General features: G+C 72.6%; 22 protein-coding genes and 2 pseudogenes. 10 read left to right on the forward strand and 14 right to left on the reverse strand.

Annotated features, from left to right (window positions below):
• Nucleotides 1-67: 67 nt before the first annotated feature.
• From CEB94_RS05250 to CEB94_RS05260, 3 genes are all read right to left on the reverse strand, one after another.
• Nucleotides 68-823 (reverse strand): hypothetical protein, encoded by a 756-nt coding sequence (locus tag CEB94_RS05250; protein WP_175431040.1) that lies wholly within the window; start codon nucleotides 821-823, stop codon nucleotides 68-70.
• 196 nt (nucleotides 824-1019) lie between these two features.
• Nucleotides 1020-1307: a DUF3040 domain-containing protein gene (locus CEB94_RS05255; RefSeq protein WP_175431041.1), complete on the reverse strand. Its 288-nt coding sequence runs from the start codon at nucleotides 1305-1307 to the stop codon at nucleotides 1020-1022.
• A gap of 180 nt (nucleotides 1308-1487) precedes the next feature.
• Nucleotides 1488-1763, reverse strand: a complete 276-nt coding sequence (locus CEB94_RS05260; RefSeq protein ID WP_175431042.1) for a hypothetical protein — start codon at nucleotides 1761-1763, stop codon at nucleotides 1488-1490.
• Here CEB94_RS05260 and CEB94_RS40745 point away from each other — a divergent pair.
• Together CEB94_RS40745 and CEB94_RS05265 are read left to right on the forward strand one after the other, a co-directional pair.
• Nucleotides 1648-1899 (forward strand): annotated as a pseudogene (locus CEB94_RS40745) (sensor histidine kinase); the annotation flags it as partial. The gene CEB94_RS05260 and the pseudogene CEB94_RS40745 overlap by 116 nt on opposite strands.
• 4 nt (nucleotides 1900-1903) lie before the next feature.
• Nucleotides 1904-2206 (forward strand): annotated as a pseudogene (locus CEB94_RS05265) (LuxR C-terminal-related transcriptional regulator); the annotation flags it as partial.
• A gap of 24 nt (nucleotides 2207-2230) precedes the next feature.
• Here the strand turns inward: CEB94_RS05265 and CEB94_RS05270 are convergent.
• The 3 genes from CEB94_RS05270 to CEB94_RS05280 all read right to left on the reverse strand — a co-directional run bounded on the left by CEB94_RS05270 (nucleotide 2231) and on the right by CEB94_RS05280 (nucleotide 6522).
• Nucleotides 2231-3490, reverse strand: coding sequence for a cation:proton antiporter (locus tag CEB94_RS05270; protein WP_175431043.1), 1260 nt, complete (start codon nucleotides 3488-3490; stop codon nucleotides 2231-2233).
• 276 nt (nucleotides 3491-3766) lie between these two features.
• The gene (locus tag CEB94_RS05275) at nucleotides 3767-5230 is read right to left on the reverse strand and encodes an L-fucose/L-arabinose isomerase family protein (protein WP_175431044.1); all 1464 of its coding nucleotides are present in this window, start codon (nucleotides 5228-5230) and stop codon (nucleotides 3767-3769) included.
• Between the two features lie 2 nt (nucleotides 5231-5232).
• Nucleotides 5233-6522, reverse strand: coding sequence for an MFS transporter (locus CEB94_RS05280; RefSeq protein WP_175431045.1), 1290 nt, complete (start codon nucleotides 6520-6522; stop codon nucleotides 5233-5235).
• Nucleotides 6523-6729: 207 nt separating this feature from the next.
• Here CEB94_RS05280 and CEB94_RS05285 point away from each other — a divergent pair, with 207 nt between their 5' ends.
• Nucleotides 6730-10668: a glycosyl hydrolase gene (locus CEB94_RS05285; protein WP_175431046.1), complete on the forward strand. Its 3939-nt coding sequence runs from the start codon at nucleotides 6730-6732 to the stop codon at nucleotides 10666-10668.
• On the opposite strand, the gene CEB94_RS05290 is transcribed toward CEB94_RS05285, so the two are convergent.
• The 4 genes from CEB94_RS05290 to CEB94_RS05305 form a co-directional block, all read right to left on the reverse strand.
• A complete protein-coding gene (locus CEB94_RS05290; RefSeq protein ID WP_175431047.1) occupies nucleotides 10665-11684 on the reverse strand; it encodes a LacI family DNA-binding transcriptional regulator in 1020 nt (339 codons plus the stop codon). The two genes, CEB94_RS05285 and CEB94_RS05290, sit on opposite strands and share 4 nt — an antisense overlap.
• A gap of 115 nt (nucleotides 11685-11799) precedes the next feature.
• Nucleotides 11800-12567 carry a carbonic anhydrase gene (locus tag CEB94_RS05295; RefSeq protein WP_175431048.1) on the reverse strand — a complete coding sequence of 256 codons (768 nt, stop codon included), beginning with the start codon at nucleotides 12565-12567 and terminating at the stop codon, nucleotides 11800-11802.
• Between the two features lie 226 nt (nucleotides 12568-12793).
• Nucleotides 12794-14062, reverse strand: coding sequence for an MFS transporter (locus CEB94_RS05300; RefSeq protein WP_175431049.1), 1269 nt, complete (start codon nucleotides 14060-14062; stop codon nucleotides 12794-12796).
• Nucleotides 14063-14158: 96 nt separating this feature from the next.
• Complete coding sequence (locus CEB94_RS05305) at nucleotides 14159-14590, reverse strand: helix-turn-helix domain-containing protein (RefSeq protein WP_175431050.1); 432 nt, start codon at nucleotides 14588-14590, stop codon at nucleotides 14159-14161.
• Between the two features lie 77 nt (nucleotides 14591-14667).
• Between CEB94_RS05305 and CEB94_RS05310 the strand changes: the two genes are divergently transcribed.
• Genes CEB94_RS05310 through CEB94_RS05320 form a run of 3 tightly spaced genes read left to right on the forward strand, consistent with a single transcriptional unit; the run spans nucleotide 14668 to nucleotide 17360 of the window.
• A complete protein-coding gene (locus CEB94_RS05310) occupies nucleotides 14668-15519 on the forward strand; it encodes a class I SAM-dependent methyltransferase (RefSeq protein WP_175431051.1) in 852 nt (283 codons plus the stop codon).
• Between the two features lie 51 nt (nucleotides 15520-15570).
• Nucleotides 15571-16281 carry a ThuA domain-containing protein gene (locus CEB94_RS05315; RefSeq protein WP_175431052.1) on the forward strand — a complete coding sequence of 237 codons (711 nt, stop codon included), beginning with the start codon at nucleotides 15571-15573 and terminating at the stop codon, nucleotides 16279-16281.
• Complete coding sequence (locus CEB94_RS05320) at nucleotides 16251-17360, forward strand: Gfo/Idh/MocA family protein (protein ID WP_175431053.1); 1110 nt, start codon at nucleotides 16251-16253, stop codon at nucleotides 17358-17360. Before CEB94_RS05315 ends, CEB94_RS05320 begins: the two co-directional genes overlap by 31 nt.
• A 2-nt stretch (nucleotides 17361-17362) precedes the next feature.
• On the opposite strand, the gene CEB94_RS05325 is transcribed toward CEB94_RS05320, so the two are convergent.
• Nucleotides 17363-18841, reverse strand: a complete 1479-nt coding sequence (locus CEB94_RS05325) for a glutamate-cysteine ligase family protein (protein WP_175431054.1) — start codon at nucleotides 18839-18841, stop codon at nucleotides 17363-17365.
• A gap of 140 nt (nucleotides 18842-18981) precedes the next feature.
• On the opposite strand from CEB94_RS05325, the gene CEB94_RS05330 reads away from it, so the two are divergent.
• From CEB94_RS05330 to CEB94_RS05340, 3 genes are all read left to right on the forward strand, one after another.
• A complete protein-coding gene (locus CEB94_RS05330; protein ID WP_175431055.1) occupies nucleotides 18982-20163 on the forward strand; it encodes an MFS transporter in 1182 nt (393 codons plus the stop codon).
• Nucleotides 20164-20283: 120 nt separating this feature from the next.
• Nucleotides 20284-21162, forward strand: a complete 879-nt coding sequence (locus CEB94_RS05335; protein WP_175431056.1) for an SDR family oxidoreductase — start codon at nucleotides 20284-20286, stop codon at nucleotides 21160-21162.
• A gap of 65 nt (nucleotides 21163-21227) precedes the next feature.
• Nucleotides 21228-21956 carry a maleylpyruvate isomerase family mycothiol-dependent enzyme gene (locus tag CEB94_RS05340; protein ID WP_175431057.1) on the forward strand — a complete coding sequence of 243 codons (729 nt, stop codon included), beginning with the start codon at nucleotides 21228-21230 and terminating at the stop codon, nucleotides 21954-21956.
• Nucleotides 21957-21974: 18 nt separating this feature from the next.
• Here the strand turns inward: CEB94_RS05340 and CEB94_RS05345 are convergent, their stop codons facing one another.
• A complete protein-coding gene (locus CEB94_RS05345) occupies nucleotides 21975-22370 on the reverse strand; it encodes a MarR family winged helix-turn-helix transcriptional regulator (RefSeq protein ID WP_175431058.1) in 396 nt (131 codons plus the stop codon).
• 101 nt (nucleotides 22371-22471) lie between these two features.
• Here CEB94_RS05345 and CEB94_RS05350 point away from each other — a divergent pair, with 101 nt between their 5' ends.
• The gene (locus CEB94_RS05350; protein ID WP_175431059.1) at nucleotides 22472-22756 is read left to right on the forward strand and encodes a DUF6332 family protein; all 285 of its coding nucleotides are present in this window, start codon (nucleotides 22472-22474) and stop codon (nucleotides 22754-22756) included.
• On the opposite strand, the gene CEB94_RS05355 is transcribed toward CEB94_RS05350, so the two are convergent.
• Nucleotides 22717-23382, reverse strand: coding sequence for a response regulator (locus CEB94_RS05355; protein WP_175431060.1), 666 nt, complete (start codon nucleotides 23380-23382; stop codon nucleotides 22717-22719). The two genes, CEB94_RS05350 and CEB94_RS05355, sit on opposite strands and share 40 nt — an antisense overlap.
• Entirely contained in the window at nucleotides 23379-24623 is a 1245-nt protein-coding gene (locus CEB94_RS05360) for a sensor histidine kinase (protein ID WP_175431061.1), read from the reverse strand. The genes CEB94_RS05355 and CEB94_RS05360 overlap by 4 nt, the downstream gene beginning before the upstream one ends.
• Nucleotides 24624-24679: the final 56 nt, after the last annotated feature.

The following is a 24679-nucleotide window of genomic DNA, read 5'->3' on the forward strand; positions in this document are numbered from 1 at the left end:
CGAGCCGGGCCGCCGCGACGCGAGGGGCACGTGCGGCGGCCACGGCGGCTGTGCGGTCAGGACTCGGTCATGCGGCGCCCTGCGAGGCCTTCTGGCGTCGCAGCGCGTACAGGCCGGTGCCGGCCACGGCCAGCGCCGCCAGCCCGCCGGCGGTCACGCCCGGCGCGGAGGCCAGCCCGCCGCCACCGGTGTGCATGCCGCCGCGCGGCTTGTCGTGCTTGTCGTGCTTGCCCTCCCAGGAGCCCTTCTCGTGCTCGTCGTGCTTGCCGTGCTCCTCGTGCTTGCCCTCTTCGTCGCGCTTGTCGCCGTAGCCGTCCTCTTCCTGCTCGCCGCCCCAGTCGTCCTCGCCGCGCTCGCCGTCCTTGTACGTGTCCGGGTCGTGCTTGGGGTTGTCCCAGTCGTCGTCCGCGGTCACCGCGGCCAGCGCTCCGCCACCCGTGTGCATCCCGCCGTGCGGCTTGTGGTGCTTGCCGTCCTTGTGGTGCTTGTCGTGCTTGCCCTCCCAGGCATCCTTCCCGTGCCCGTTGTCCTTGCCGTGCTCCTCGTGCTTGCCCTCTTCGTCGCGCTTGCCGGCGTAGCCGTCCTCGTCGTGCTCGGAGCTGTCCCAGTCGTCGTCCGCGGTCACCGCGGCGGCCAGCGCTCCGCCACCCGTGTGTACGCCGCCGCGCGGCTTGTCGTGCTTGCCGTCCTTGTGGTGCTCCTTGCTGTAGGAAGTGGTGTCGTGGTCCCGGTCGCCCATCGTCTCGGCGTAGGCGGCGGGCGCGGCGATCGCGAGGGCGGCCGTGGCAGTGGCCGTCGCGAGCAGCATGCGGGCAGAGCGCATCGGTGAGTCCTTCCGTCGCGAGCCGGGCAGCTGACCCCTCGCCAGCTCACGAGACCCGGTCTCGACGTGAACCACCGTCAGTCACGCCGGGCCGTCCCACCATCCAGGGGCGTTCACACGGGTTACGAGGGCACTCTGACGGCGGCACGCCCCGGATGTCCGGCCGTCGCCGCGGGGACCCCGAGGTCGCTCCCCGTCAGCGGCGCCCGAACCCTCGGTGCGTCATGCGGGCCGGGTCCGGATCGGCCAGCTGGGCCGCCATGCCGACGAGGACCAGCCCGCCCGCGATGAGCAGCCCCTGGGACAGGGCGATGCCGCAGCCCAGCACGGCGACGCCGAGTGCCAGCCCCCACCAGGCACCGGTACGCCGGTACTCCCGGGGCCGGACGGGGCGGCCGGACCTCATGGCCCGGGTGAACCGGGGGTCCTCCCGCTCGAGTCGTGCTTCGAGATCGACCAGACGGTGGTCTTCGGACTGGGGCACGGCTTCTCCTTCCCGGAACCCGAGCGCTTCGAGGCAGGGCACGGCCGAGGCCATGACAAGTCCTGGGGTGTCGGGCCCTGCGGCGGTACGGAGGGAGACAGGCCGCCGATGCGGCGGTGCGGCCGGCCGCGGCTGTCTCACCAGGGCTTCAGCTTCTCCCTCCTCCGGCGGCTTCCACCATCAGGCCCCACCCCCATCCTTCCCGGTGGCCGCCCCCCATGAACGCCCGGCCGACAGACGGGTGTTCGGTCCGAGGGTGGATGCTGTCACGGATGGCGACGCGGCCGGGCAGCGCACACGCTCGGTGAGGACGGTCTCCAGGAGGCGGTACGCGGTGCCCTTGTTCTGGCGGATCTTCCAGCTGAACGCCCTCGTGCTCATCGCGGCCACGGCACTGCTGCCGGGCCCGGTGACCGTGTCCACGCCGGTTCTGCTCACCGAGGCCGCGGTGCTCACGGCGGGACTCGCCGCGCACGCCCTGCTGCCGCGGGCCGGTCCCGCCCCGCTCCAGGGGGCGAGACGGGCCATGGCGACGATCGGCCTGCCGCGTCCGGCGGTCGGTGGGCAGCCCGAGGTCGCCGAGCTGATCACGGCCGTGCCGGGCCACCATGCGGAGCGAGCCGTTCCTGTGTCCCGGGGCCGTCGACGCGCTGATCCGCGACCACCTCGGCCGTGTCCGTGAGGGCCACGCACCGTCCTCCCGGGCCATCACCGGCCGCGAGGAGGAGATCCTCAAGCTCGTCGCCGATGGCCACACCGCGCAGCAGATCGCCGGCCTGCTGGTCATCAGCCCCAGGACGATGGGGCGGCCCCGCGCCAAGCTGCTCCAGAAGCTCGGCCTGAAGGACCGTCTGGAACTGACCCGCTACGCCATCCGTGTCGGCCTGATCGAGCCCTGAGCGCGTCCGCGACCGGCCCGCCCGCTAGCGCTCGGCCTCGGCGTGCCGGGGAGCGGAGGGCGAGCCGGCGCCCTCGGGCTCGTTGTCGTACGCCGGGGCCGTGGGGCGGGGCAGGAGGTCCTGCCCCGCCCGGAGCGCGCGGGCGAGCAGGGGGGCGTGTCCGGCGGCGATGGGGCCGAGGACCGCGAGGACGAGGACGTACCCGGCGATGAACGGGGCGAGCCGGGCGTCGAGTCCGGCGCCGGCGGCCATGGCGGCCAGGATCAGCGCGAACTCCCCGCGGGCCACGAGGGTCGTGGCGATCTCGGCGGCGGTCTCGATGCCGTAGCGGTACACACGGGCGACGAGGAGACCCGCGAGGACGTTCATGACGAGGGTCAGTGCGGCCGCCGCGGCGACCGGTCCGGCGACGGAGACGACGTCGCCGGGGTCGATGGAGAGTCCGAAGGCGAAGAAGAAGATGGCCGCGAAGGCGTCGCGCAGCGGATGCACCAGTTCCCGTATGCGCGGGCCGGAGGGGGTGCCCGCCAGGATCAGGCCGACCATGAACGCGCCGATGGCGTCGGCGACTCCGAGGACCTCGGCGACTCCCGCCACCAGGACGGCCGCGCCGAGGAAGCTGATGACGAGCAGTTCGTTGTCGCGGGTCGCGATGAGCCGCCCGACGAGTTTCGTGCCGTAGCGGGCCGCGGCGGCCAGCAGCAGCAGGAAGCCGAAGGCCTTGGCGCCCTGCAGGACCATGTCGCCGACGCCCTGGGCGCCGCTGATGACCGGCTGGAGGGCGGCCAGGTACAGGGCGAGGAAGATGTCCTCGACCACGATGACGCCCAGGATGAGGCGGGTCTCCGGGCGGCCGATGCGGCCCAGGTCGATGAGGATCTTGGTGACGATGGCGGACGAGGAGATCCCGAGGACACCGGCGAGGACCAGCGCCTCCCGGACGCCCCAGCCCAGGGCGAAGCCGAATCCCAGCCCCGCGCCGACGTTGAGCAGCAGGTAGATCCCGCCCGCCGTCAGCAGGCGCCGGCCACCGCTCTTGAGGTCGTCGAGATGGAACTCCAGGCCCAGGTAGAACAGCAGCAGCACGAGCCCGAGCGCGGAGAGCATCTCGAAGTCGTGTGCGTCCTGGACGATGACGAGGCCCGGGGTGTGGGGGCCGAGCAGGATGCCCGCGAGCATGAACAGCGGGATCGTCGGGAGTCCGATCCTGCCGCCGAGGCGGGCGAGGAAGGCGGCGGCCAGGAAGGCTCCGCCCATGGCGAGAAGGCTGTCAGCGTGTCCCACGGATCACCACCTTCGTGGACGCGCAGGCGGATCGTTTCACCGATCGGGGATGGATAGGGGCTCCTCCTTCAAGGGGCTTGACGGCAGCGTCGTGCGCCTCTCGGCAGCGCGGCAGGGGCCGTGCGGTCGGTGCGCGTCCCGGGGCCGCGGCCATGACGATAGGCGCGGCGGCCCGGGCGGTGCCGCAAGCCTCACACGGGCCCCGGACCCGTGACCATCGGTGCCGGCACCCACATCCGGGCGGGTGCGACACCCATCCTCGACGAGGCGCCCCCGTCAGACCTGCCGGTGCTCGATGCCCAGGAGGCTCGCCGCCGCCCGGAAGTCGGCGCCGTGGTGACCGACCGCGAGGGACCAGTGGTGGCCGACACCCGTGGCGCTCCAGGCGTCGACCCACTCACCGGGGTCGCGGCCGAAGTCGACGCGGCTGGTGGTGTTGCCGATCTCCAGCAGCGGTCCGGGTACGACGGTGCCCTCGGAGGTGACGAAGGACAGGCCGCCGTCGGCGTCCTGGCCGAGGCCGAGCAGGGTGACGGGCCCCTGCCGGACGTCGAACTCCACGCTGACGCCCCAGCCGCGTTTGCCGTGGTAGACGCCGAGGCCGCGCAACAGCGGATCGCGGGCGCCGACGGCGAGGTGGGCGGGGCCGTCGTGGCCCATCTCCACCACGCCGTCCTCGAAGTTGAGGGCCTGGATCTCGGTGAAGGAGCCTGCGGCGCCGGCGCTCTGGGTCGCGAGCTGGGCGACGGACGTGCGCAGTTCGTACTCGCCGGCCGCGGGCACGCCCCGGGCGGTCAGCAGGGAGGCGCCGAGGATCATGCCGGCGCCGAGCCGCTCGTGCAGTTCACCGTCGAGGCCGCGGTGGTAGTAGGCGAGGCTGTCGAGTCCGAAGTCGGCGACCAGCCGGTCCAGGGCGACGGACACCGTCGCGCCCCAGGCGAAGTCCTCCTCCACCACGCTCTCGTCGAGGGTGAAGATCTGCCGGGCCAGGGCCATCCGCTCCCGGGTCTCCGCCTCGGTCACCCGCTCCACTCGGTGCCGCAGGTCGTCGAACTCCAGGACCTCCACATGCGAGCCGAACGTCGTGGCCAGCAGCGTCGGATCGGTCTGCACATCGAGCATGCCGGGATACACGTGCCCCATGAGGCCGTGCCGGGCGTGCCGGAGCGCGGCGCGGATGTGCGCGGCCCGGATCCACTGCTCGATGCGCCGCCAGGCGGACTCCTGGCGCAGCCAGCCCGACACCGACCGGAAGGGGATGCCTGCGCGCCGGAAGACGTTGCCCACCTCGGGGACGGGGCACTGCCCGCAGTAGGCCAGCCAGGCCCCGGTGTCGAAGGAGGCGTGGTCCATCTTCTCGGACGGCTGGAGGTCGATGACCAGGACCGGCGTGTGCGAGCGCTGCGCGATCGGCAGCACCATCGACGAGGTGAGGTACGTCGTCAGGAACAGCACGATCAGATCGCAGTCGGCCCGCCGCAGCTCCTCGGCGGCGCGGGCGCCCTCCCGGGCGTCGGAGACGAACCCGGCGTCGGTCACCTCCGCGTCCATCTCCCGCAGACGCGCGGCGACATGGGCGGCCGACTCCTCCAGCCGCGGGAGGAGGCCGGGGAACTGCGGCCAGTACGTGCCGAGTCCGCCGGCGACCAGTCCGATCCGGGTGCGGCGCCGGGTGACCGGCGGGAGCAGGTCGTGCAGGGCGGCGGTCCGTCCGGCCGCGCGGTCCGCGGTCGTTGCCATGGTCAGTGCTCCTTGTCGGAAGGGCCGGCGGGCGAGGTGCTGGGGACGCGCAGGTGCGCATCCGCTCCGTCCCGCACGGCGCTCGCGGCACGCGGGACCAGGACGCGGATGATGAACACGCCCGCGAACGCCGCCGCCGTCATGCAGGCGGTGATCGTCCAGAGCAGGACGGACGGGCTGTGGTCGGCGAGGGCCGGGGTGAAGAACGCGGCGACCGCGAAGACGCCCCGGGACAGGGCGTAGGTGAGACCCTGGGTGGTGCCGCGGGTGTCCGCGGGCAGCGTGAGCTGCGACCACACCTTGTAGTTGGCCTCTCCGGCGAAGGGGTTGGAGAGCTGGTAGAGCACGAAGAAGACGAGCATGCCGGCGAGTGCGCCCGCGGTCAGGGACGCGATGACGAAGGCGAGGATCTGCACCACCGCGGCCACGTGGAACAGCCGGTCCCGCCAGGGGCTGTCGGCGACCCGCACGAAGGCGAACGTCAGCAGCACCCCGATCGGGATGAAGGCCAGGTTGATCCCGGTGGCCAGGCTCTGCGAGGCGTCGCTGACGGTGACGAGCAGATAGGTGCCGAACTGACCGAAGGTGTTGGCCCCGAGGCCCCAGGTCACGTAGAAGACGAACGTCGCGGCCATCGGCAGCAGGGCCGCTCGCGTCCATACGCTGTTCAGGGAGATCGCTTCCGGGGCGGTTGCGGTATCCGTCCGCGGCGGCTCGGACAGTTTCAGCCGGGACCGGAGGGCCCAGGTGACGAGTGCCGCGACGGCCAGTTGCCCGGTGATCAGCCGGGCCCCGGTCATGCCCGTGGTGGACAGGACGAAGCCGAGGAAGATGGCGACGGCGATGCCCAGCATCCACATGACCTGTGTGAACGCCACCAATCTGCCCCGGGCCCAGGGGGGCGCCGCGTCCGAGACCACGGCGAGGGACGTCGGCAGGTCGGCGCCGGCCGCGAGCCCGGCGATCAGGACGCCGATCAGCAGGGTGATGTCGTCCGGCGCGAGCGTGATGACGAGTGCGCCGATCGCGAAGCAGAAGATGTCCCAGTTGTAGACGCGGCGGCGGCCGAAGAGGTCGGCGAGCCGTCCGCCGACGAGGGATCCCACGGCGATGCAGCCGGTGACGATCGCGCTGATCGCTCCGGCCATCCACACGCCCATGTCGTAACTGTCGCGGTAGATGGCCAGGTTGACGGAGATGCTCACGATCAGCCCGGCGTCGAGATAGGAGGCCATGCCCGACAGGGCGGCGGCTTTCCAGAGCGGTGTGGGGATGGGGCGGGTACCGGCCATGATGCGACTCCGTCGTCTGGTGACATCGCGGTTCCGGGGGCCTGGTCGCAGCGAATATAGGGCGAGAAAAACGTTGCAACAAGGTGTCGCGCGCGTATGGGTGACGTGACGTCGGCCCCCCGGCTCCGGGGGGAGATGTGGCGTGGCCGCTCCAGCTCGCCTACGGTGAAGAGGGCCTAAAAACGTTTTAGGGGAAGGACCGTGTCCGTGATCTCCCCAGAGCTCCGGCGACTGTTCGACGACCCGCCCCGCGACTTCGGCCCCACTCCCCTGTGGTGGTGGTCGGGTGCGAAGGTCACCCGTGAGCGACTCGCCTGGCAGTTACGGGCGTTCGCGAAGGGCGGGGTCCACAACCTCGTCGTCATCAATCTGGCCCCGGCCGGCCCGGCGTTCGGGGCCCGGGCCGACGATCCGGCGTGGTTCGGCGAGGAGTGGTGGGCGCGCTTCACCGACGCCTGCGAGATCGCGGCGGAACTGGGCACACGGCTGTGGTTCTACGACCAGATCGGGTTCTCCGGGGCCAATGTGCAGGGCGGTGTGACACGGCGTCACCCGGAGGCGGCCGGACTCGCGCTGCGCTGCCGTGACGTGCGCGTCCGGCGGGGCGCCGTCGCCCTGACGGAAGCCGGGACGCCGCTGGCCGCGTACTCCCGGCAGGGCCGGCGGCTCGACCTCGCCTCGAGCGGGCACATCGCCGCCCCCGACGGAACCGAGGTGCGGCTCGTCACCACCGTCCCCACCGCGTTCGACTACCTGGACCCGCACGCCGTGGGCCTGCTGATGGACACGGTCCACCACGCGTACGACCGCCGCGTACCGCAGTACCTGGGCACCGTCATCGCGGGCAGCTTCCAGGACGAACTGCCCGGCACCAACGCCTGGAGCCACCGGTTCGCCGACGAGTTCCGCGCCCGACGCGGCTATGACCTGCTCGACCACCTGCCGGCCCTGTTCGGCACGGACGCGGGCGTGCCGGAGGGGAAGATCCGCGCCGACTACTACGGGGTCCGCGCGGAGCTGACCGAGGAGGCCCTGTTCCGGCCGCTCGCCGCCTGGCACCGCGAGCGCGGTCTGCTGCTGGGCAGCGACCAGAGCCACCCCGCCCGCGCCGGCTACCCGGCCCAGTCCACACAGATCTACACCGACTACTTCCGCACCCACCGCTGGTACGGCGCCGCCGGCAGCGACCACCACGGCGACGCCAAGGTGCACTCCTCCATGGCCCACCTCTACGGCCACGAGCGTGTCTGGATCGAGGCGTTCCACTCCTCCGGCTGGGGCGGCACCCTGGAGGACACCTACGCCTGGCTGCTGCCGTTCCTGCGCAGCGGCGCCAACCTCTACAACCCGCACGCCACTTACTTCGGCACAGCGGGCGGCTGGTTCGAGTGGGCACCGCCGTCCACCGACTGGCGCCAGCCCTACTGGAAGCAGTACCCGGCGTTCTCCCGGGCCGTGGCGCGGATCTGCTCGATCATGTCGTGGGGCGGTTACGCGGCCGAGGTGGCGGTGCTGCACCCCACCGCCACGATGCAGGCGCTCGTCCCGCTGGACGCGCCGGTCCGGCACTTCGGCGACGGCCGGCTGGGCGACGGCCACGCCCGGGCCGACGAGACACAGCGTCACTACCTGGACCTGTGCGGCACGAACAACTGGCTCGGCCCGCACGCCGGTGCCCTGGACCGGCGCGGGATCTCCTTCGACGTCGTCGACGACGACTCGGTACAGCGCGCCGAGGCCGCCGACGGCGCCCTGCGGATCAGGGACCTGGCGTACCGCGCGGTGCTGTTGCCCTCGGCGGGCGTGCTGGAGGAGGGGACGGCGCGCCGGCTGGCCGAACTGCTCGACGCGGGAGGGCGGGTGGTGGTCGTGGGCCGTCCGCCCGGGTCGGCGGCGGGCCGGTCCGGTGACGACGCGGTCGTGGCGGCCCTGCTCGCCCATCCCCGGCTGGAGCGGGTGTGCGACCCCCAGGCCGCCGCCGAGGCGGTGGCCGACGCGGCCGGGCACGCGACGGGCGAGGTACCGTTGCTCGTCCGGCGGAGGGGGAACGAGGCAGTGGCACTGGTCACGGCCGCCTTCCCGGAGATCGGCGCGCATCCGCTGCGACCCGGCTCCGCGCCCGGGCCCGTCCGCGCCTCGTCCGTCACGGTCCGGGCGGGCGTCGCGGAGGCCGAGGTCTGGAACCCGGCGACCGGCTCCCGCAGCCCGGCCCGCGTCACGGTCGCCGGCGACGGTGCCCTCTCGACCATCGAGGTGCCGCTGGACGGCGCCCCGGCGGCCCTGGTCGTCTGGCGTGAGGGCCGTCCCGCGCCGACGCCCTCCGCGGGCGGCACGTCTGTCCGGCTGCTCGACGTCTCGGCCGGCTGGCACGGCCGGCTGGTCCCCACGATGGACAACACCTGGGGCGATCTGGCGCTGCCCCCGGGAGCGTCCGTGCAGGAGCCGCAGATCTGGGCCATGGAGTGGACCGAGGGGGCGGTGTGGCAACGGACCCGGGTCACCTACGGCAACCGGGTCCGGATCCTGCCCCCGGTGCCGCTCGACCGGGCCCCCGAGCCGCTGGACGCGGCGTGCGCCGAGCGGGTCCTGTCCGGTGAACTTCCCCTCGTACCGCCGGACTCGGGCTGGGAGAGCGGGGTCTACTCGTCGAGCCGTGGCATCCCCGGCCAGGGCGGGCTGCTGGGCACCAAGGGGCTGGTGAACGAGGAGTTCGTACGCGTCCCCGTGCCGGTCGGCTCAACGGCCGCCCGGGTCCGGGCGATCGTGGAGACCGGCCGTCGGGGGCCCGCCGAGCTGCACGTCGGCGCGGAGTCGGTCAAGCGGGTGTGGTGGAACGGGGAACCGCTGGGCCCGTGCGGCGGCTACCTGGCTTCCGCCCCGGTCACGGTGGTCCGCGACCGCAACGTGCTCGAGTACGAGCTGTCGGACGCCCAGGACCGGCCCTCAACGATCTCGGCCGCCGCCGGCACGCCGCTCGGGAGTTTCTTCTGCCTCTCCGAGCCGGGCGGGCTGGGGCCGCGCCCGCGGTTCATGCGCCCGCCCGACGGGGTCCGGCCCGACGGCCGGGTCGCCTACCGCGCACGGCTCCGGGCCCCGGCCGGCGATGCGCGGGCGGTGCTCGTCGTGGGAGCCGCCTCGGCGGTGACGGTGCTGCTCGACGGGGACGTGGTGGCGCGGCAGGAGAAGGTGGAGTACTACGAGGCGGACTGGGGCGCGGTGCCGATGTTCTTCCGTCACGAGCCGGAGCTCGGGGCGGGTGAGCACACGCTGGAGGTCGTGGCCGACAGCGCCGATGTCCGGGACGCTGTGTTCGTCGACCTGGTGGCGCGTTCGGGGTCCGAGGTGACGGCCCTGGTCAGCGGCGCCGGCTGGGAGGCCGAGACGGGCGCGTGGCGGGGCCTGACCGTCGAGGACGCGCGCAGGCGGGGCGAGTTGCGGCACTGCCACGCCGCCGTACGGCCGCACCCGCTGCCGGACACCGCGTGGCTGGGCGGCCCTCCGGTGCTCGGCGGTGCCGTATGGCCGTCGCGCTCCACCGATGACGTCCAGGCGTCGCCGCAGCGTTTCCGGTTCGTCGTTCCGCCGGGAACGGTGTCGCTGGAGCTGCCGTTGGCGCTGCCGGCACGGGTGCGGGTCGGGGACGGGGAGGAACTGGCTTTGGAGGGTGACCGTCTGACGCTCCATGAGCCGCTGTCGGTGCCTGCCCCGGTCGAGGTGGTCACCGAGCCCACGGCCGTCCTGCGGGGCGGCTCCGCCTGGCGCGGGCCGGTTTTGGTGCGGACCGTGCCGGCGCCGCTGGCCCTGGGCGACTGGCGCGAGCAGGGGCTGGGCGGTTGGAGCGGGGGCGTGACGTATGCGCGGGCGGTGGAGGTGCCGCCCGGGCCCGATCCCGTGCTGGATCTGGGGCGGGTCCGGGGCAGCGTGGAGGTGTCGGTCGACGGGGAGTTCGCCGGTGAGGCGTTCTGCGCGCCGTACCGCTTCCCGCTGCGCGCTACCGCGGGGCGGACCGTCCGGCTGGAGGTGACGGTCCGGGGGACTCTGGCGCCGTACCTCGCGGAGGCCACGCCCACCGCCTGGGCGTTCCCGTCCCAGCTGCCGTCGGGGCTGTGGGGGCCGGTGACGCTGCGGATCCCGACGGAGGGTTAGTCCTTCGAGGGCGGTCGGGTGGAGTCGCGCAGAACCAGGCCGGGGGCGAAGACGCGGGTTTCGTGGAGGTGGTCCGCGCGGGCCTCGATCTCGTCGAGCAGCATCTCCACGGCCGCCCGGCCGAGGTCCTCGACGGGCTGCCGCACCGTCGTCAGGGTCGTCGCCCCGAAGGTCGCGACGTCGAGGTCGCCGTAGCCGACGACCTGTACGTCCTCGGGGATGCGCACGCCGCGTTCGGTCAGGCCCCGGCAGAGGCCGGCGGCGAGGAAGTCGTTGGTGCAGAACACCCCGTCGGGCAGGTCCTTCAGCCCGCGGGCGATCTCCGTGCCGTACACGACGGTCATCCGCTCGGCGACGACCTGGTCGAGCCGGGCCTCGCGGCGGCTGCGCACGGCCTGCCGGGCGCCCTGGTAGCGGTCGGCGCACTGGCGTATGCCGCGCTCGCCGTTGACGACGAGGATATCGCGGGCCCCGCTGTCGAGGAGGTGCTGTACGGCGATGCGGCCGCCGGCGATGTCGTCGACGGAGGCCGAGCAGCCCTCCCGGTCGGACATCGCGCGGTCGGCCAGGACGAGCGGGATGCCCCGCTCGCGCAGCCGGGCCAGCCGGCCCGGGTCGGCGCTGAGCGGCACGACGACGACTCCGACCGCCCGCTGCTCGACGAGCATGCTGAAGTAACCCTGCTCCCGTTCGGGGGCGTCCCCGCTGTGGCACAGGACGAGGGAGTAGCCGTGGTCGTAGGCCGCGTCGGCGGCGCCTCGCGCGATGCGGGCGTAGAAGGAGTTGGTGACGTCGGGCAGTACCAGCCCGATCGCGGAGGAGTGACCGGTGCGCAGACCCGCGGCTCCCGGGTGGGGGACGTAGTCGAGCGCGGCGACGGCGACGCGGACACGCTCGGCGGTCTGGGCGGTGACCCGTTCGGGCCGGTTGAGCACGTTCGACACCGTGGACACCGAGACACCGGCGGCCGCGGCGACGTCCTGGATGCGGGCGGGGCGTGCCGGAACGGCGTCCACCCCCTCGCTGTTGCAGCCGCGCGACCAGGCACGACGATGGCCTTCATGGGCGCCGCAAGTATAACGTGACCGGGCGTGGAACGTTTTTCTCCGCCCGGTCCCCGTCAGCCCCCGCTCAGGCGGAGGGCGCTCCGGTGAGGACCTCCACACGACCGGTGTCGAGCGAGTAGTAGGCACTGACGACGGCCAGTCGGCCCTGCTTCACGAGTGGCGCGAAATCCTTGTTGGTCCGCAGGTCGGCGGCGGTCTGCTTGGTGTGGATCCGGACCATCGCGTCGACGGGGTCGGCGTGCTGCTGCTTGACGGTCTCCCGGTAGGCCGGCCGCAGGGCTTCGGCGATCGACTGGAGGTTGCCGGGCAGGGGCTTGTCGTCCTTGAGTGCCCCGTACGCCGCCTTGACCGCGCCGCATCGCTGGTGGCCGAGGACCACGACGAGTGGGGTTGCGGACGTCATCGGCCCGTACTCCACGGAGCCGACGACGACCGGTCCGACGACCTGTCCGCCGGTGCGCATCACGAACAGGTCGCCGAGGCCCGTGTCGAAGACGAGCTCCGGCGGCACGCGGGAGTCGATGCAGGAGAGGATCACGCCGTACGGGTCCTGCGCCTCGGCGACGAACTCGCGCCGCTCCGGATCGCGGTCGGGGTGCTGCAGCTTGCCGTCCACCCAGCGCTTGTTGCCGTCCATCAGCCGTGCGAACGCGGACCAGGGCGAATCCGGTCGCGCGGCCGCCGCGGGAGAGGGCGAGGGCGCGCCCGCCGCGGCCGCGGCCTTGCCCGTGCCCGCGGTGTCCTTCGACGAGCAGGCGGTGAGCAGCGCTGCGCCGGCAGCCAGCCCGCCGGTGAGTATGGCCCTGCGCTGCGGTGCTTTGGCGGTCGCCATGTGGCGGTCCCCTTTCGGTCGCCGCTGTCCCTGGTGGAAGGCGGTGAGACCACTCTTGCGGAAGGCCGGCCAGCACCCGTCCAACGCCCGTACAACGCAAGGGAAGGACTGATCCAATACGCGGGATGCGACCGCGTCCGGACCCTCGGTGATCGGGCTCAGGGGGAAGACCCGTCTACAGCGACCGGCGACGGTCGGCAACGGCGACCGGTAGGGCGCCCTGCGGTCAGGACCGCGCCGTGCCGGTCGCCGCGCCGCTCGGCGCCGCCGCCCCGCCGCTTCCGAAGCGGACCCCCTTGGCCTCCTTGCCGAGCGCGCTCAGCACGATGACCACGGCCAGGGTGGGCACGATGGTCCATGCCATAGCCGACGGGTAGCCGTGGCGCTCGGCGAGGGCCTCCTGGATCGGCAGGTTGAGCGCGGCGATCAGGTTGCCGAGCTGGTAGGTGACGCCGGGGTAGAAGCCCCGGACGGCGTCCGGGCTCATCTCGGTCAGATGCGCCGGGATGACGCCCCACGCGCCCTGCACACACACCTGCATCAGGAAGGACGACAGCATCAGCCAGCCGACGGTGGTGGACAGCACGAAGAACGGCACCACGACCAGCCCCGCGGCCGCCGCGATCATGATGGTCCGGCGGCGGCCCAGCCGCTCGGAGTACGCACCGAGCAGCACCCCGCCGATCATGGCGCCGATGTTGTAGACCACGGCGATCGCGATCGACGTGTTGGCCGACAGGTCGAGGCCCTTCTTCACGAAGGTGGGGTAGATGTCCTGGGTGCCGTGCGACATCCAGTTGAAGGCGGTCATCAACGCGACCAGGTAGACAAAGCGCCGCAGCACCGCCGGGTTCTTGAACACGTGGTGTGCGGGGGTGCGGTTGAGCTGGACACTCTTCTCCCACACCTCGCTCTCCTCCACCTTGCTGCGCACCCACAGCGCGACCAGGGCGGGCAGCAGGCTGAAGGCGAACAGACCCCGCCAGCCGAAGACGGGCTCGATGACGAAGAACGCCACGGCGGCCAGGAGATACCCCAGCGAGTAGCCGCTCTGCAGCAGGCCCGACCAGAATCCGCGCCGTTCGGTGGGGATCTTCTCCATGGCCAGGGCCGCGCCCAGACCCCACTCGCCGCCCATGCCGATGCCGTAGAGCAGGCGCAGCACCAGCAGCACGGTGTAGTTGGGTGCGAAGGCACAGGCGAAGCCGACGATCGAGTAGAAGACGACGTCGACCATGAGGGGGACGCGGCGGCCTCGACGGTCCGCCCACATGCCGAAGAGCAGTGCGCCGATCGGCCGCATCACCAGGGTCGCGGTGGTGAGGAAGGCCATGTCGGTGAGGGAGACATGGAAGTCGTCGGCTATCTCGCTGTAGACGAGCACGACCAGGAAGTAGTCGAACGCGTCCATCGCCCAGCCGAGATAGGCGGCCACGAAGGCGTTGCGCTGGTCTTTGGTCAGACCCGCTGCCTGCCCTGTCACGGTCTTCAGCACTGTGGCCTCCCGAAGTTCGCAGCCGAGGCTAGGCAGGCGGCGGCGGGAATCGGGCAAAGCACGAGCCAGTTTTGGACCAAGAGCGCCGATGGTCCGTCAACGGCGTTCGGGGAGCCGCCGTCCCGGTGCCGGGACACCGCCGGATGCCGCCGCGTCGATCAGGCGGCGGAAGGTGGGGCACTCCAGATGGCTGGGCGCGGGGCAGGCGGCGGCGTGCCGCAGGGAGTCCCGCAGGACGCCCAGTTCGCGGATCCTTCTGTCCAGTTCGTCCGCCTTGTCCGACAGGGCGCGCCGGTCGATCCGCGGCTGCCCGTCCGGGGCGAACATGTGCGCGATCTCGTCGAGCGAGAACCCGGCCGTCCGCCCCAGCGCGATCAGCGCCAGCCGCTCCAGGACCCCGGGGTCGTACTGACGCCGCAGCCCGCGCCGGCCGGTCGAGGCGATCAGCCCCTTTTCCTCGTAGAACCTCAGCGTCGAGGCGGGCAGACCGGCGCGGTGCGTCACTTCGGCGATGTCCAGGTCTGTCATTGTCTTGACCTCAAGTCGACTTGAAGTAGAACGCTGTCATCGCGTCCCGACGAAGGCAAGCAGAGGGAGAGACGAAGATGGATGCATCACGCAGGTCGGACGACGAGCAGGCCGCCCGCTGGAACGGGCCCTCCGGCCATGCCTGGGTGGATCTCCAGGGGGTGCTGAACGGCATGTTCAGGCCCTTGGAGGAGCTGCTCGTCGACGCCGTGACCGCCGAACACGTGGCGAGTGTGCTCGACGTCGGCTGCGGCACGGGCGGTGTCACCCGGGCCGTCGCCCGCAGGGTCGGTCACTGCGTCGGAATCGACATCTCCGGCCCGATGATCGAGACGGCCCGGGCGCACGCCGAGCAGGAGGGCGTACCGGCGTCCTTCATCCAGGCCGACGCACAGGAGTACGCGTTCGAAGCCGGTGCCTTCGACGCCGTCATCTCGCGCTTCGGCGTCATGTTCTTCAGCGACCCCGTGCGGGCCTTCAGCAATCTGCGGGGCACGGTGAGGGACGGGGCCGGGCTGCGGTGCGTCGTGTGGCGGGGCCCCGAGGAGAACCCGTTCATGACGACGGCCGAGCGCGCCGCGGCCCCGTTCCTGCCGGACCTGCCCGCCCGGCAGCCGGACCAGCCGGGCCAGTTCGCCTTCGCGGACCCGGAGCGAGTCCACCGCGTCCTGGCGGAGAGCGGCTGGGCCGGGATCGACATCCAGCCGGTCGACGCGGTCTGCGCGCTGCCCGAGAAGGAACTCGTCACCTACTTCACCCGGCTCGGTCCGCTCGGCACGGTCCTGCCGGGGGCCGACGAGCGGACCCGCGCCGAGATCGTCGAGGCCGTCCGCCCCGCCTTCGACCCGTTCGTGCAAGGCGCGGAGGTCCGCTACACCGCGGCCTGCTGGATGGTCTCGGCGCGTGCCGCCGGCGCGAAACTTTCGTGAGATCCGGCCCCCTTTTCCGGGCACGGGCGACCGGCGCATAGTGAGATCACGATGACGCAGAAAAGAGCCCTGGTGGTCCGAGGCGGCTGGGAAGGGCATCAGCCGGTCGAGGCCACGGAACTGTTCCTGCCCTTCCTCCGGAGCAACGGGTACGCCGTCCGGGTCGAGGAGTCGACGGAGATCTACGCGGATGCCGCCGAGATGGCCGGCACGGACCTGGTCGTGCAGTGCGTGACGATGTCGGAGATCACGCACGACGAGCTGGCCGGGCTGACCTCCGCGGTCGTGGCCGGCACCGGCTTCACCGGCTGGCACGGCGGCATCGCCGACTCGTTCCGCGCCTCCTCGGACTATCTCCACCTGGTGGGCGGCCAGTTCGCCACGCACCCCGGCAAGGAACCGTGCGAGCGCCGGGGTGAGGCGGCGGACAACTTCCTGCCGCACACCATCACCCTCACCGAGGCCGGCCGCGAGCACCCGATCACGTCCGGCATCGAGGACTTCGCACTGGACACCGAGCAGTACTGGGTGCTCCACGACGACCTCATCGACGTCCTGGCCACCACCACGCACCCCGCCCGGCCGTGGCAGCCCTGGCACCGGCCGGTCAGCTCACCCGCGGTCTGGACCCGCCGGTGGGGTGCCGGGCGGGTCGTGGTGACGACCCCGGGGCACAGCGTCGGCGTGCTGGAGAACCCCCACGTCCGCACCATCATCGAGAGGGGCATGCTGTGGGCGACGCGCACCGCGTCGGGATCGTAGGGCTCGGCGTCATCTCCCGCGCGTACCTGGACACGCTCGTCGGCCATGCCGGTGTGCGCGTCACCGCGGTCGCCGACCTCGACGCCTCCCGGTCGGCCGCGGCCGCCGCCGAACTGCCCGGCGCCCGGGCGCTGACGGTCGAGGAGCTGCTGAGCAGCCCGGACGTGGACACGGTGCTGAACCTGACGACGCCGGCAGCCCACGCCGAGATAGCGCTCGGGGCGATCGGCCACGGCAAGAACGTCTACGGGGAGAAGCCTCTGGCGGCGACCCTGGAGGACGCCCGGGCCGTCCTGGAAGCCGCCGGGAAGGCGGGCACCGGTGTGGGCTGCGCCCCGGACACCGTCCTGGGCACAGGAGTTCAGACCGCGCGGGCGGCCGTGGAGGCGGGGAGCATCGGACGCCCCCAGTTCGCCTCGGCCGTGATGGTCACCCCGGGCCATGAACGCTGGCACCCCCACCCCGACTTCTACTACACGGCCGGCGGCGGCCCGCTGCTGGACATGGGGCCGTACTACCTCACGTCGCTGGTCCATCTGCTGGGGCCGGTGCGTGCCGTGACCGGGGCGGCCGGGCGGCTGCGCGCCGAGCGCGTCATCGGATCCGGCCCGCGCGCGGGCGAGCGCATACCGGTCGAGGTGGACAGCCATGTCTCCGGAGTACTGGAGCACGTGAACGGGACGCTGACGACGCTCACGACGAGTTTCGACGGCGTGGCCACCACGGCCGCGCCGATCGAGGTCCACGGCGAGAGCGGCAGCCTCTCGGTCCCCGACCCGAACCGCTTCGACGGCGAGGTACGCCTCCACGCCCTCGGCGACACCCGGTGGCGCGCCCTTGCGGCGTCAGCGGGCTACGCGGACGGCGCACGCGGCGTGGGACTGCTCGACTTCCTCACCGCCGACGGGGAGCGGGTGCCGCGCGCGAGCGGTGAACTCGCCCTGCACGTGCTGGAGACGATGACCGCTCTGCTGCGTTCGGCTGCCGAGGGGCGTCGGATCGAGCTGACGACGTCGGCCCAGGTGCCCGCGCCCGTGCCCCTGACGGCCGCCGCGCAGTGGCACGGCCGGCCCGCCTGACGTCAGTCCACGGGCCAGGTGTGCGCGGGTGCGTTCATGTGCATGTAGTCCATGTACGTCCGGGTCATCTGCCGCAGTGCCTCCCGCCGGTCGGAGATGCCGGCCTTCTCCAGGTGGTGCACCATCTCCGCCTGCCACAGGGCCCCGTTGCGGGCGGTGACGCAGCGCTGCTCGATGATGCCCAGCAGGGGTTCGCGCCACGCGGCGTCCATGCCGGTCAGCTCCAGGCCCTTGTGGGCCAGGGGCAGCAGACGCCGCAACACCAGTTCCGTGACCGGTACTTCGCCCACGCCGGGCCAGTACAGGCGGGCGTCGATGCCGTCGCGGGCCGCGGTGTGCAGGTTCTCCTCGGCGACCGAGAAGGACATCCGCGACCACACCGGCCGGTCCTCGTCGACCAGGGCGCGGGTCAGGCCGTAGTAGAAGGCGCCGTTGGCGATGATGTCCGCCACGGTGGGGCCGGCGGGCAGCACCCGGTTCTCGATGCGCAGATGCGGGCCGCTGTCGGTGACCGCGTAGATGGGGCGGTTCCAGCGGTAGATCGTGCCGTTGTGCAGGGTCAGTTCGCCCAGCTGGGGGACGCCGCCGCTGTCGAGTTCCCGCTGGGGGTCCTCGTCCTCGCACAGTGGCAGCAGGGCCGGGAAGTAGCGCACGTTCTCCTCGAAGAGGTCGAAGACGCTGGTGATCCAGCGCTCCCCGAACCACACCCGTGGCCGTACGCCCTGGGCCTTGATCTCCTCGGGGCGGGTGTCGGTGGCCTGCTCGAACAGGGGGATGCGGGTCTCGCGCCACAGCTCCTTGCCGAACAGGAACGGCGAGTTCGCCGCGAGGGCGATCTGCACGCCCGCGATGGCCTGGGCCGCGTTCCAGTAGTGCGGGAACTCCCTCGGCTCGACCTGGAGATGGAACTGGGTGCTGGTGCAGGCGGCCTCGGGAGTGATCGTGTCGGCGTACGTCGACAGGCGTTCCACGCCGTCGACCTTGATCCGCAGGTCCTCGCCCCGGGCCGCGAAGATCTGCTCGTTGAGCAGCCGGTAGCGCGGGTCGCCGGAGAGCGCGGACTCGCTGACGTCCGGCTCGCCCAGGGTGGGCAGGATGCCGACCATGATCAGGTGCGCGCCCACCGCCGCGGCGCGGTCCTCGGCGTGGTTGAGGGCGTCCCGGATGGCCTGCTCCCAGGAACCGGGACCGCCGGCCGTGAGCTGCCGGGGCGGGATGTTGATCTCCAGGTTGAAGCGGCCGAGCTCGCTCGACCAGGCGGGGTCGGCGATCGCCTGGAGCACGTCGGTGTTGCGCATCGCGGGCAGTCCGGCGTCGTCCACAAGGTTGAGCTCGATCTCCAGCCCGACCTGAGGGCGCTCGCTCTCGAACCCCGACTCGTGGAGCATCCGGGCGAGCACCTCGAGGTCGGTGTGCATCTTCTCCCGGTACCGACGGCGGTCCTCCCGTGTGAACACCAGGGCCGGCACGTCACGTCCCATGTGCCCTCCTGCGCTCCTTCGGCGGATACGTCCGCTCCCAGCGGATGGGTCTCGTCCCAGAGTCGCACCTTGTCCTCGACCCCGCACCCACCTAGCCTGAGTTTGTGCCGCAAATAAACAAACCCCGAACGCACAGTGACGTGCCGGGCAACGGCAGCTCCCTGACCCGACTACGGATCGCTCTCACCGTCTTCTTCGCCCTCGACGGCTTCGTCTTCGCCGGCTGGGTCGTGCGCATCCCCGCCATCAAGGCGCAGACCGGCGCCTCCGCCAGTGCCCTCGGCCTCGCCCTCCTGGGCGTCTCCGCCGGGGCCGTCATCACCATGACCCTCACGGGACGCCTGTGTCGCCGCTACGGGAACCACCGGGTCACCGTCGTCTGCGCCGTCCTGCTCTCCCTCAGCGTCGCCCTGCCCCCACTGACCCACTCAGCGCTCGCGCTGGGCCTGGTCCTGCTGCTCTTCGGGGCCGCGTACGGCGGGATCAACGTCGCCTTCAACAGCGCGGCCGTCGAACTGGTGGCCGCGCTGCGAAGGCCGGTCATGCCGAGCTTCCACGCCGCGTTCAGCCTGGGCGGCATGGTCGGAGCGGGGCTGGGCGGGCTGGTCGCGGGAGTCCTCTCCCCCACGCGGCACCTGCTGCTGCTCACGCTCGTCGGCCTGCTCGTCACCGCAGCGGCGGGCCCCGCCCTCCTGCGGCACGAGCCGCCGGCGCCCCCGGAGCGGGAGGTTCCCACCGAGGGCGCCCCGCGCCGCCTGGACGGCCGCACCCGGGCGCTGGTGATCGTCTTCGGCCTCATCGCGGGGTGCACCGCGTACGGCGAGGGGGCGCTGGCCGACTGGGGCGCCCTGCACCTCGAACAGGATCTGCACGCCTCGGCGGGCGTCGCGGCCGCGGGCTACTCCTGCTTCGCGCTGGCCATGACGGTGGGGCGGCTGTCCGGCACGACGCTCCTGGAACGCCTGGGGCGGACCCGGACCGTCGTCGCCGGCGGCACCACCGCGGCGGCCGGGATGCTGCTCGGCTCCCTCGCCCCCTCCCTCTGGGCGGCCCTCCTCGGATACGCGATCACGGGCATCGGCCTCGCGAACCTCTTCCCCGTGGCGGTGGAACGGGCGGGCGCCCTCGCCGGCCCGGGCGGCGTCGCCACGGCCTCCACGCTGGGCTACGGCGGCATGCTCCTCGGCCCACCCGCCATCGGCTTCATGGCGGACTGGTTCACCCTGCCTGCCGCGCTGACCAGCGTGGCGGTGCTGGCGGCGGTGGCGGCGCTCGTGGGGGCGCTGGTGGGGGCACCGGCGCGACGGGCGGCCGGGGGCTGAACGGGGGATGCCGCCAGGTCGTGCGGACACGGCCCAGGGGGGAGACCGGTGATCCTGGGTACCCGTGGCCACGCCCGTGGTGATCATCGGGCCCTACGCCGTGTACAAGGAGGCAGACCCGTGACCGAACAGCAGCACCCAGGAGAGCAGCACCCGACCCCGGAGTTTCCCTCTCAGGACCAGCCGCACCCCGGCTGGACGGGGCCGATGGACCCGCCCCCGGACCACGGTGAGGAGTCCTACCGGGGCAGCGGCCGGCTGGCCGACCGCAAGGCCGTGATCACCGGCGGTGACTCCGGGATCGGCCGCGCGGTCGCCCTGGCGTTCGCCCGTGAGGGAGCCGACGTGCTCTTCACCCATCTGGAGGACGAGAAGGACGACGCCGCCGAGACGGCCCGGCTGATCGAGGAGGCCGGCCGGCGTGCCGTGCCCGTCTCGTGCGACGTGCGCGAGGAGGAGAACTGCCGGGCGCTGATCGACCGTGCCGTGGAGGAGTTCGGCCGGATCGACGTCCTCGTGAACAACGCGGCGTACCAGATGTCCCAGCCCGACGGCATCGAGGCGATCACCACCGAGCAGTTCGACCGGGTGCTGCGCACCAACCTGTACGGCATGTTCTGGCTGTGCAAGCTGGCCCTGCCGCACATCCCGGAGGGTGGCGGCATCATCAACTCCACGTCGGTGCAGGCGTACAAGCCCAGTCCGCATCTGCTGGACTACGCGACGACGAAGGGCGCGATCGTCACCTTCACGCAGGGGCTGGCGCAGATGCTGATCGAGAAGGGCATCCGCGTCAACGCGGTGGCACCGGGCCCGGTGTGGACGCCGCTGATCCCGGCGACCCTGCCGGACACCCAGACGTTCGGCAAGCAGGCCCCCATCGGACGGCCCGCCCAGCCTGCCGAAATGGCTCCGGCGTACGTCTTCCTCGCCTCGCAGGAGGCGTCGTACATCACCGCCGAGATCGTCAACGCGACGGGCGGGACGCCGCTGCCCTAGCCGCCGGAGCCGGCCGCAGGAAAACCCCGGGCCTGGAGCGCGCTCCATACGGCAGACTCGGCTTCATGGAGACCCCGGAGTTCCTTCAAACGCTGGAGACGGAAGGCCGGTGGCTGGCCGCGGCCGCCGAGGAGGCGGGGACGGACGCGAAGGTGCCCACCTGCCCCGAGTGGCAGGTGCGCGACCTGCTGCGGCACACGGGCGCGGTGCACCGCTGGGCCGCCGCCCACGTCGCCGAGCGGGCCACCGCACCTCGCCCGCTGGTCGAACCCACCGACCTCGACGGAGCGGAGCTCGTGGCCTGGTACCGCGACAGCCACCGGCACCTCGTCGGCACGCTGGCCGCCGCCGCGCCCGACGTGGAGTGCTTCACCTTCCTGCCCGCACCGTCCCCGCTGGCCTTCTGGGCCCGGCGGCAGGCGCACGAGACGGCCGTGCACCGGGTCGACGCGGAGTCCGCACGCGGCGGCGACCCGACCGCCGTCACTCCCCGGTTCGCGACCGACGGCATCGACGAGTTGCTGCGCGGCTTCCACGCCCGCCCCAAGAGCCGGGTCCGCACGCCCGAGCCGCGCGTCCTGCGGGTCCGCACGCAGGACACCGGCGCGGTGTGGACGGTACGGCTGTCGCCGGAGCCGCCCGTGACCACGCGGGACGCGTCCGGGGAAGCCGAGTGCGAACTGTCCGGCCCCGCCGAACAGTTGTATCTGGCGCTGTGGAACCGGGCGCCCCTGCCCGGCGCCACGGGCGACCAGGCGCTCGCCACGCTGTGGCGGGAGGCGTCGGCGGTCTGAGCAACTGCCGACGGGAGATCAGCCGTCGGTGAGCATCCGCGCCAGTACCGCGCGCTGCACGGGAAGCACCTCGCCGTGCAGCGCGCGCCCCTTCGCCGTGAGGCAGACCTTCACGCCCCGGCGGTCCTCGGGGCACATGCCGCGCTCGACGAGCCCCTCCTTCTCCAGCCGGGCGATCAGCCGCGACAGCGCGCTCTGGCTCAGATGGACCCGCTCGGAGATCTCCTGGACGCGGTAGGACGGCGTACGTTGCGGCGTCCGGCACCCGGCGAGGACGTCGAGCACCTCGAAGTCGCTGGCACACAGGCCGTGGCCGTGCAGCGCGCGGTCGAGTTCGCACTGCGTTCGCGCGTGCAGCGCCAGAATGTCCCGCCACTGTTCCACGAGCGCCTGCTCGGCCTGCTGAGCCGCCATGCGCCGCACCGTAGCAGAGAGCCGAAACGGAGGGGAACGCCTCCACCGTGCGCCCGGCGGGCTGCCTTGCCCGCCGGGCGCACCCCTGTTTCACTCGCCGTATGACCAGTCACGGGGGACGGCGTACTCAGGCCGAACGCGACGCGATCACCGTCGAGATCGGGTACGCGCTGTGCAGTGCGGCCTTCGCGGCTGCGGTGGTGTTCGGGGCCGTGGCCGGGCCCGCGCTGCTCTTCGACCTGCCGGACACGGCGGAGCGCCTGCTGCCGGGCGCCGGTCTGGTGCTCGCGCCGGTGCTCTTCGCCGCCCGGGTCGTCAGTGTGCTGGTCCGGTTCCGGACGGCGGATCAGCCCAGCCAGCCCGGCCGCACCAGCCCCGACTCGTAGGCGAGCACGACCAGTTGGGCCCGGTCGCGGGCGCCGAGCTTCACCATCGTGCGGCTGACGTGGGTCTTCGCGGTGAGCGGGCTGACGACCAGGCGGCGGGCGATCTCCTCGTTGGACAGGCCGATCCCGACCAGCGCCATCACCTCCCGCTCCCGCTCGGTGAGCCGGCTCAGGGCGCCGGCCGCCGCCGGCTCCTTGGAGCGGGAGGCGAACTCGGAGATGAGCCGCCGCGTCACGCCCGGCGAGAGCAGCGCGTCGCCCGCGACCACGGCCCGTACGGCACGCAGGAGTTCGTCCGGCTCGGTGTCCTTGACCAGGAAGCCGGAGGCGCCGGAGCGGATCGCCTCGAAGACGTACTCGTCGAGCTCGAAGGTGGTGAGCATGACGACCTTGACGTCCTTCAGGCCGGGGTCGTCGGTCACCTGCCGGGTGGCGGCGAGGCCGTCGAGGGCGGGCATGCGGATGTCCATCAGGACGACGTCGGGCCGCAGTTCCCGGATCCGGCGCACCGCCTCCTCGCCGTCGGCGGCCTCGGCGGCCACTTCGATGTCGGGCTGCGCGTCGAGCAGGGCCCGGAACCCCGCCCTCACCAGTGCCTGGTCGTCGGCGAGCAGTACGCGGATCACCGGTCCTCCTGCATCGGTCGTCGGGACGCGTCGGCGGATGCCGTCAGCGGCAGTACGGCCAGCACCCGGAACCCTCCGTCCGGGCGGGGACCCGCCTCGATGGTGCCCCCGAGGGCGGCGGCCCGCTCCCGCATCCCGGCGAGCCCGTTGCCACTGCCGCCCGCGTCGGAGCCGGTCGCGGGCCCGTCGTCGTCGACGAGCAGCCGCAGCACGCCCGCGTCGTGCGCGAGGCGCACGCGCGCGTGCCGCGAACCCGAGTGCCGTACGACGTTGGTCAGGGCCTCCTGGACGATCCGGAAGGCCGCGAGGTCCGTCCCCGGGGCGAGGCGCGGCGGCTCCCCCTCGACGTCCACCGTGAGGCCCGCGCTCGCGGCCTGCTCCACCAGTTCGGGCAGCCGGTCGAGCCCGGGCGCGGGAGCGCGCGGCGCGTCACCGGGTGAACGCAGCGTGTCGAGCACCTGGCGCACCTCGCCGAGCGCCTCCTTGCTCTGGTCCTTGATCGTGGTGAGGGCCGTACGGGCCTGCTCGGGGTCGGTGTCGAGGAGCGCGAGGCCGACCCCCGCCTGCACGTTGATGACGGAGATGCTGTGTGCGAGGACGTCGTGCAGCTCCCGCGCGATCCGCAGCCGTTCCTCGTCGGCCCGCCGCCGCGCGGCCTCGGCCCGTTCGGCCCGTTCGCGGGCCCACTGCTCGCGCCGGACGCGGAACAGCTCCGACACCGACGCGATGGCCACGACCCAGGTGGCGACCACGATCTCCTCACCCCAGGAGGCGGCAAAGTCCCCGGACGGCGGCAACCACCGGAAGAGCCAGTGCGCCACCAGGACGTGCCCGGCCCAGAGCATGCCCATCGCGGCCCACGCCGCCCGGCGGTGCCCGGCGACGATGGCGCTGAAGCAGGCCAGGGCGACGGTGAAGAGCACGGGCCCGTAGGGATAGCCGGCCCCCAGGTAGACCGTGACGGCGGCCGCCGTGCCGAACACCACGGCCACCGGATACCGCTTCCGCCACAGCAGCAGCCCTGTGGCCACCAGCAGCAGCACCCGTGCGAAGAGATCCAGCTCCGCACGCTCGCCCTGCTGGCCGTGGGCGGCGAAGTTCGACCCGGCCAGGACGAACACGGTCACGAGGACCGTGGACCGCCAGGGCCACCGCGGCGCCGGCCCCTCCCAGCGGTCCCCCCACGCGGGCCCGTGCCGCCACCACGGTGGCGGAACGCTCCGCGCACGCTGCTCTTCCATACCGGCCACGCTAGACGCCATGCCCCCGCGGCGGCGTCACCCCGGCGTGGTGATCA

Source organism: Streptomyces hawaiiensis (genome assembly GCF_004803895.1).
GTDB classification, from domain to species: Bacteria; Actinomycetota; Actinomycetes; order Streptomycetales; family Streptomycetaceae; genus Streptomyces; species Streptomyces hawaiiensis.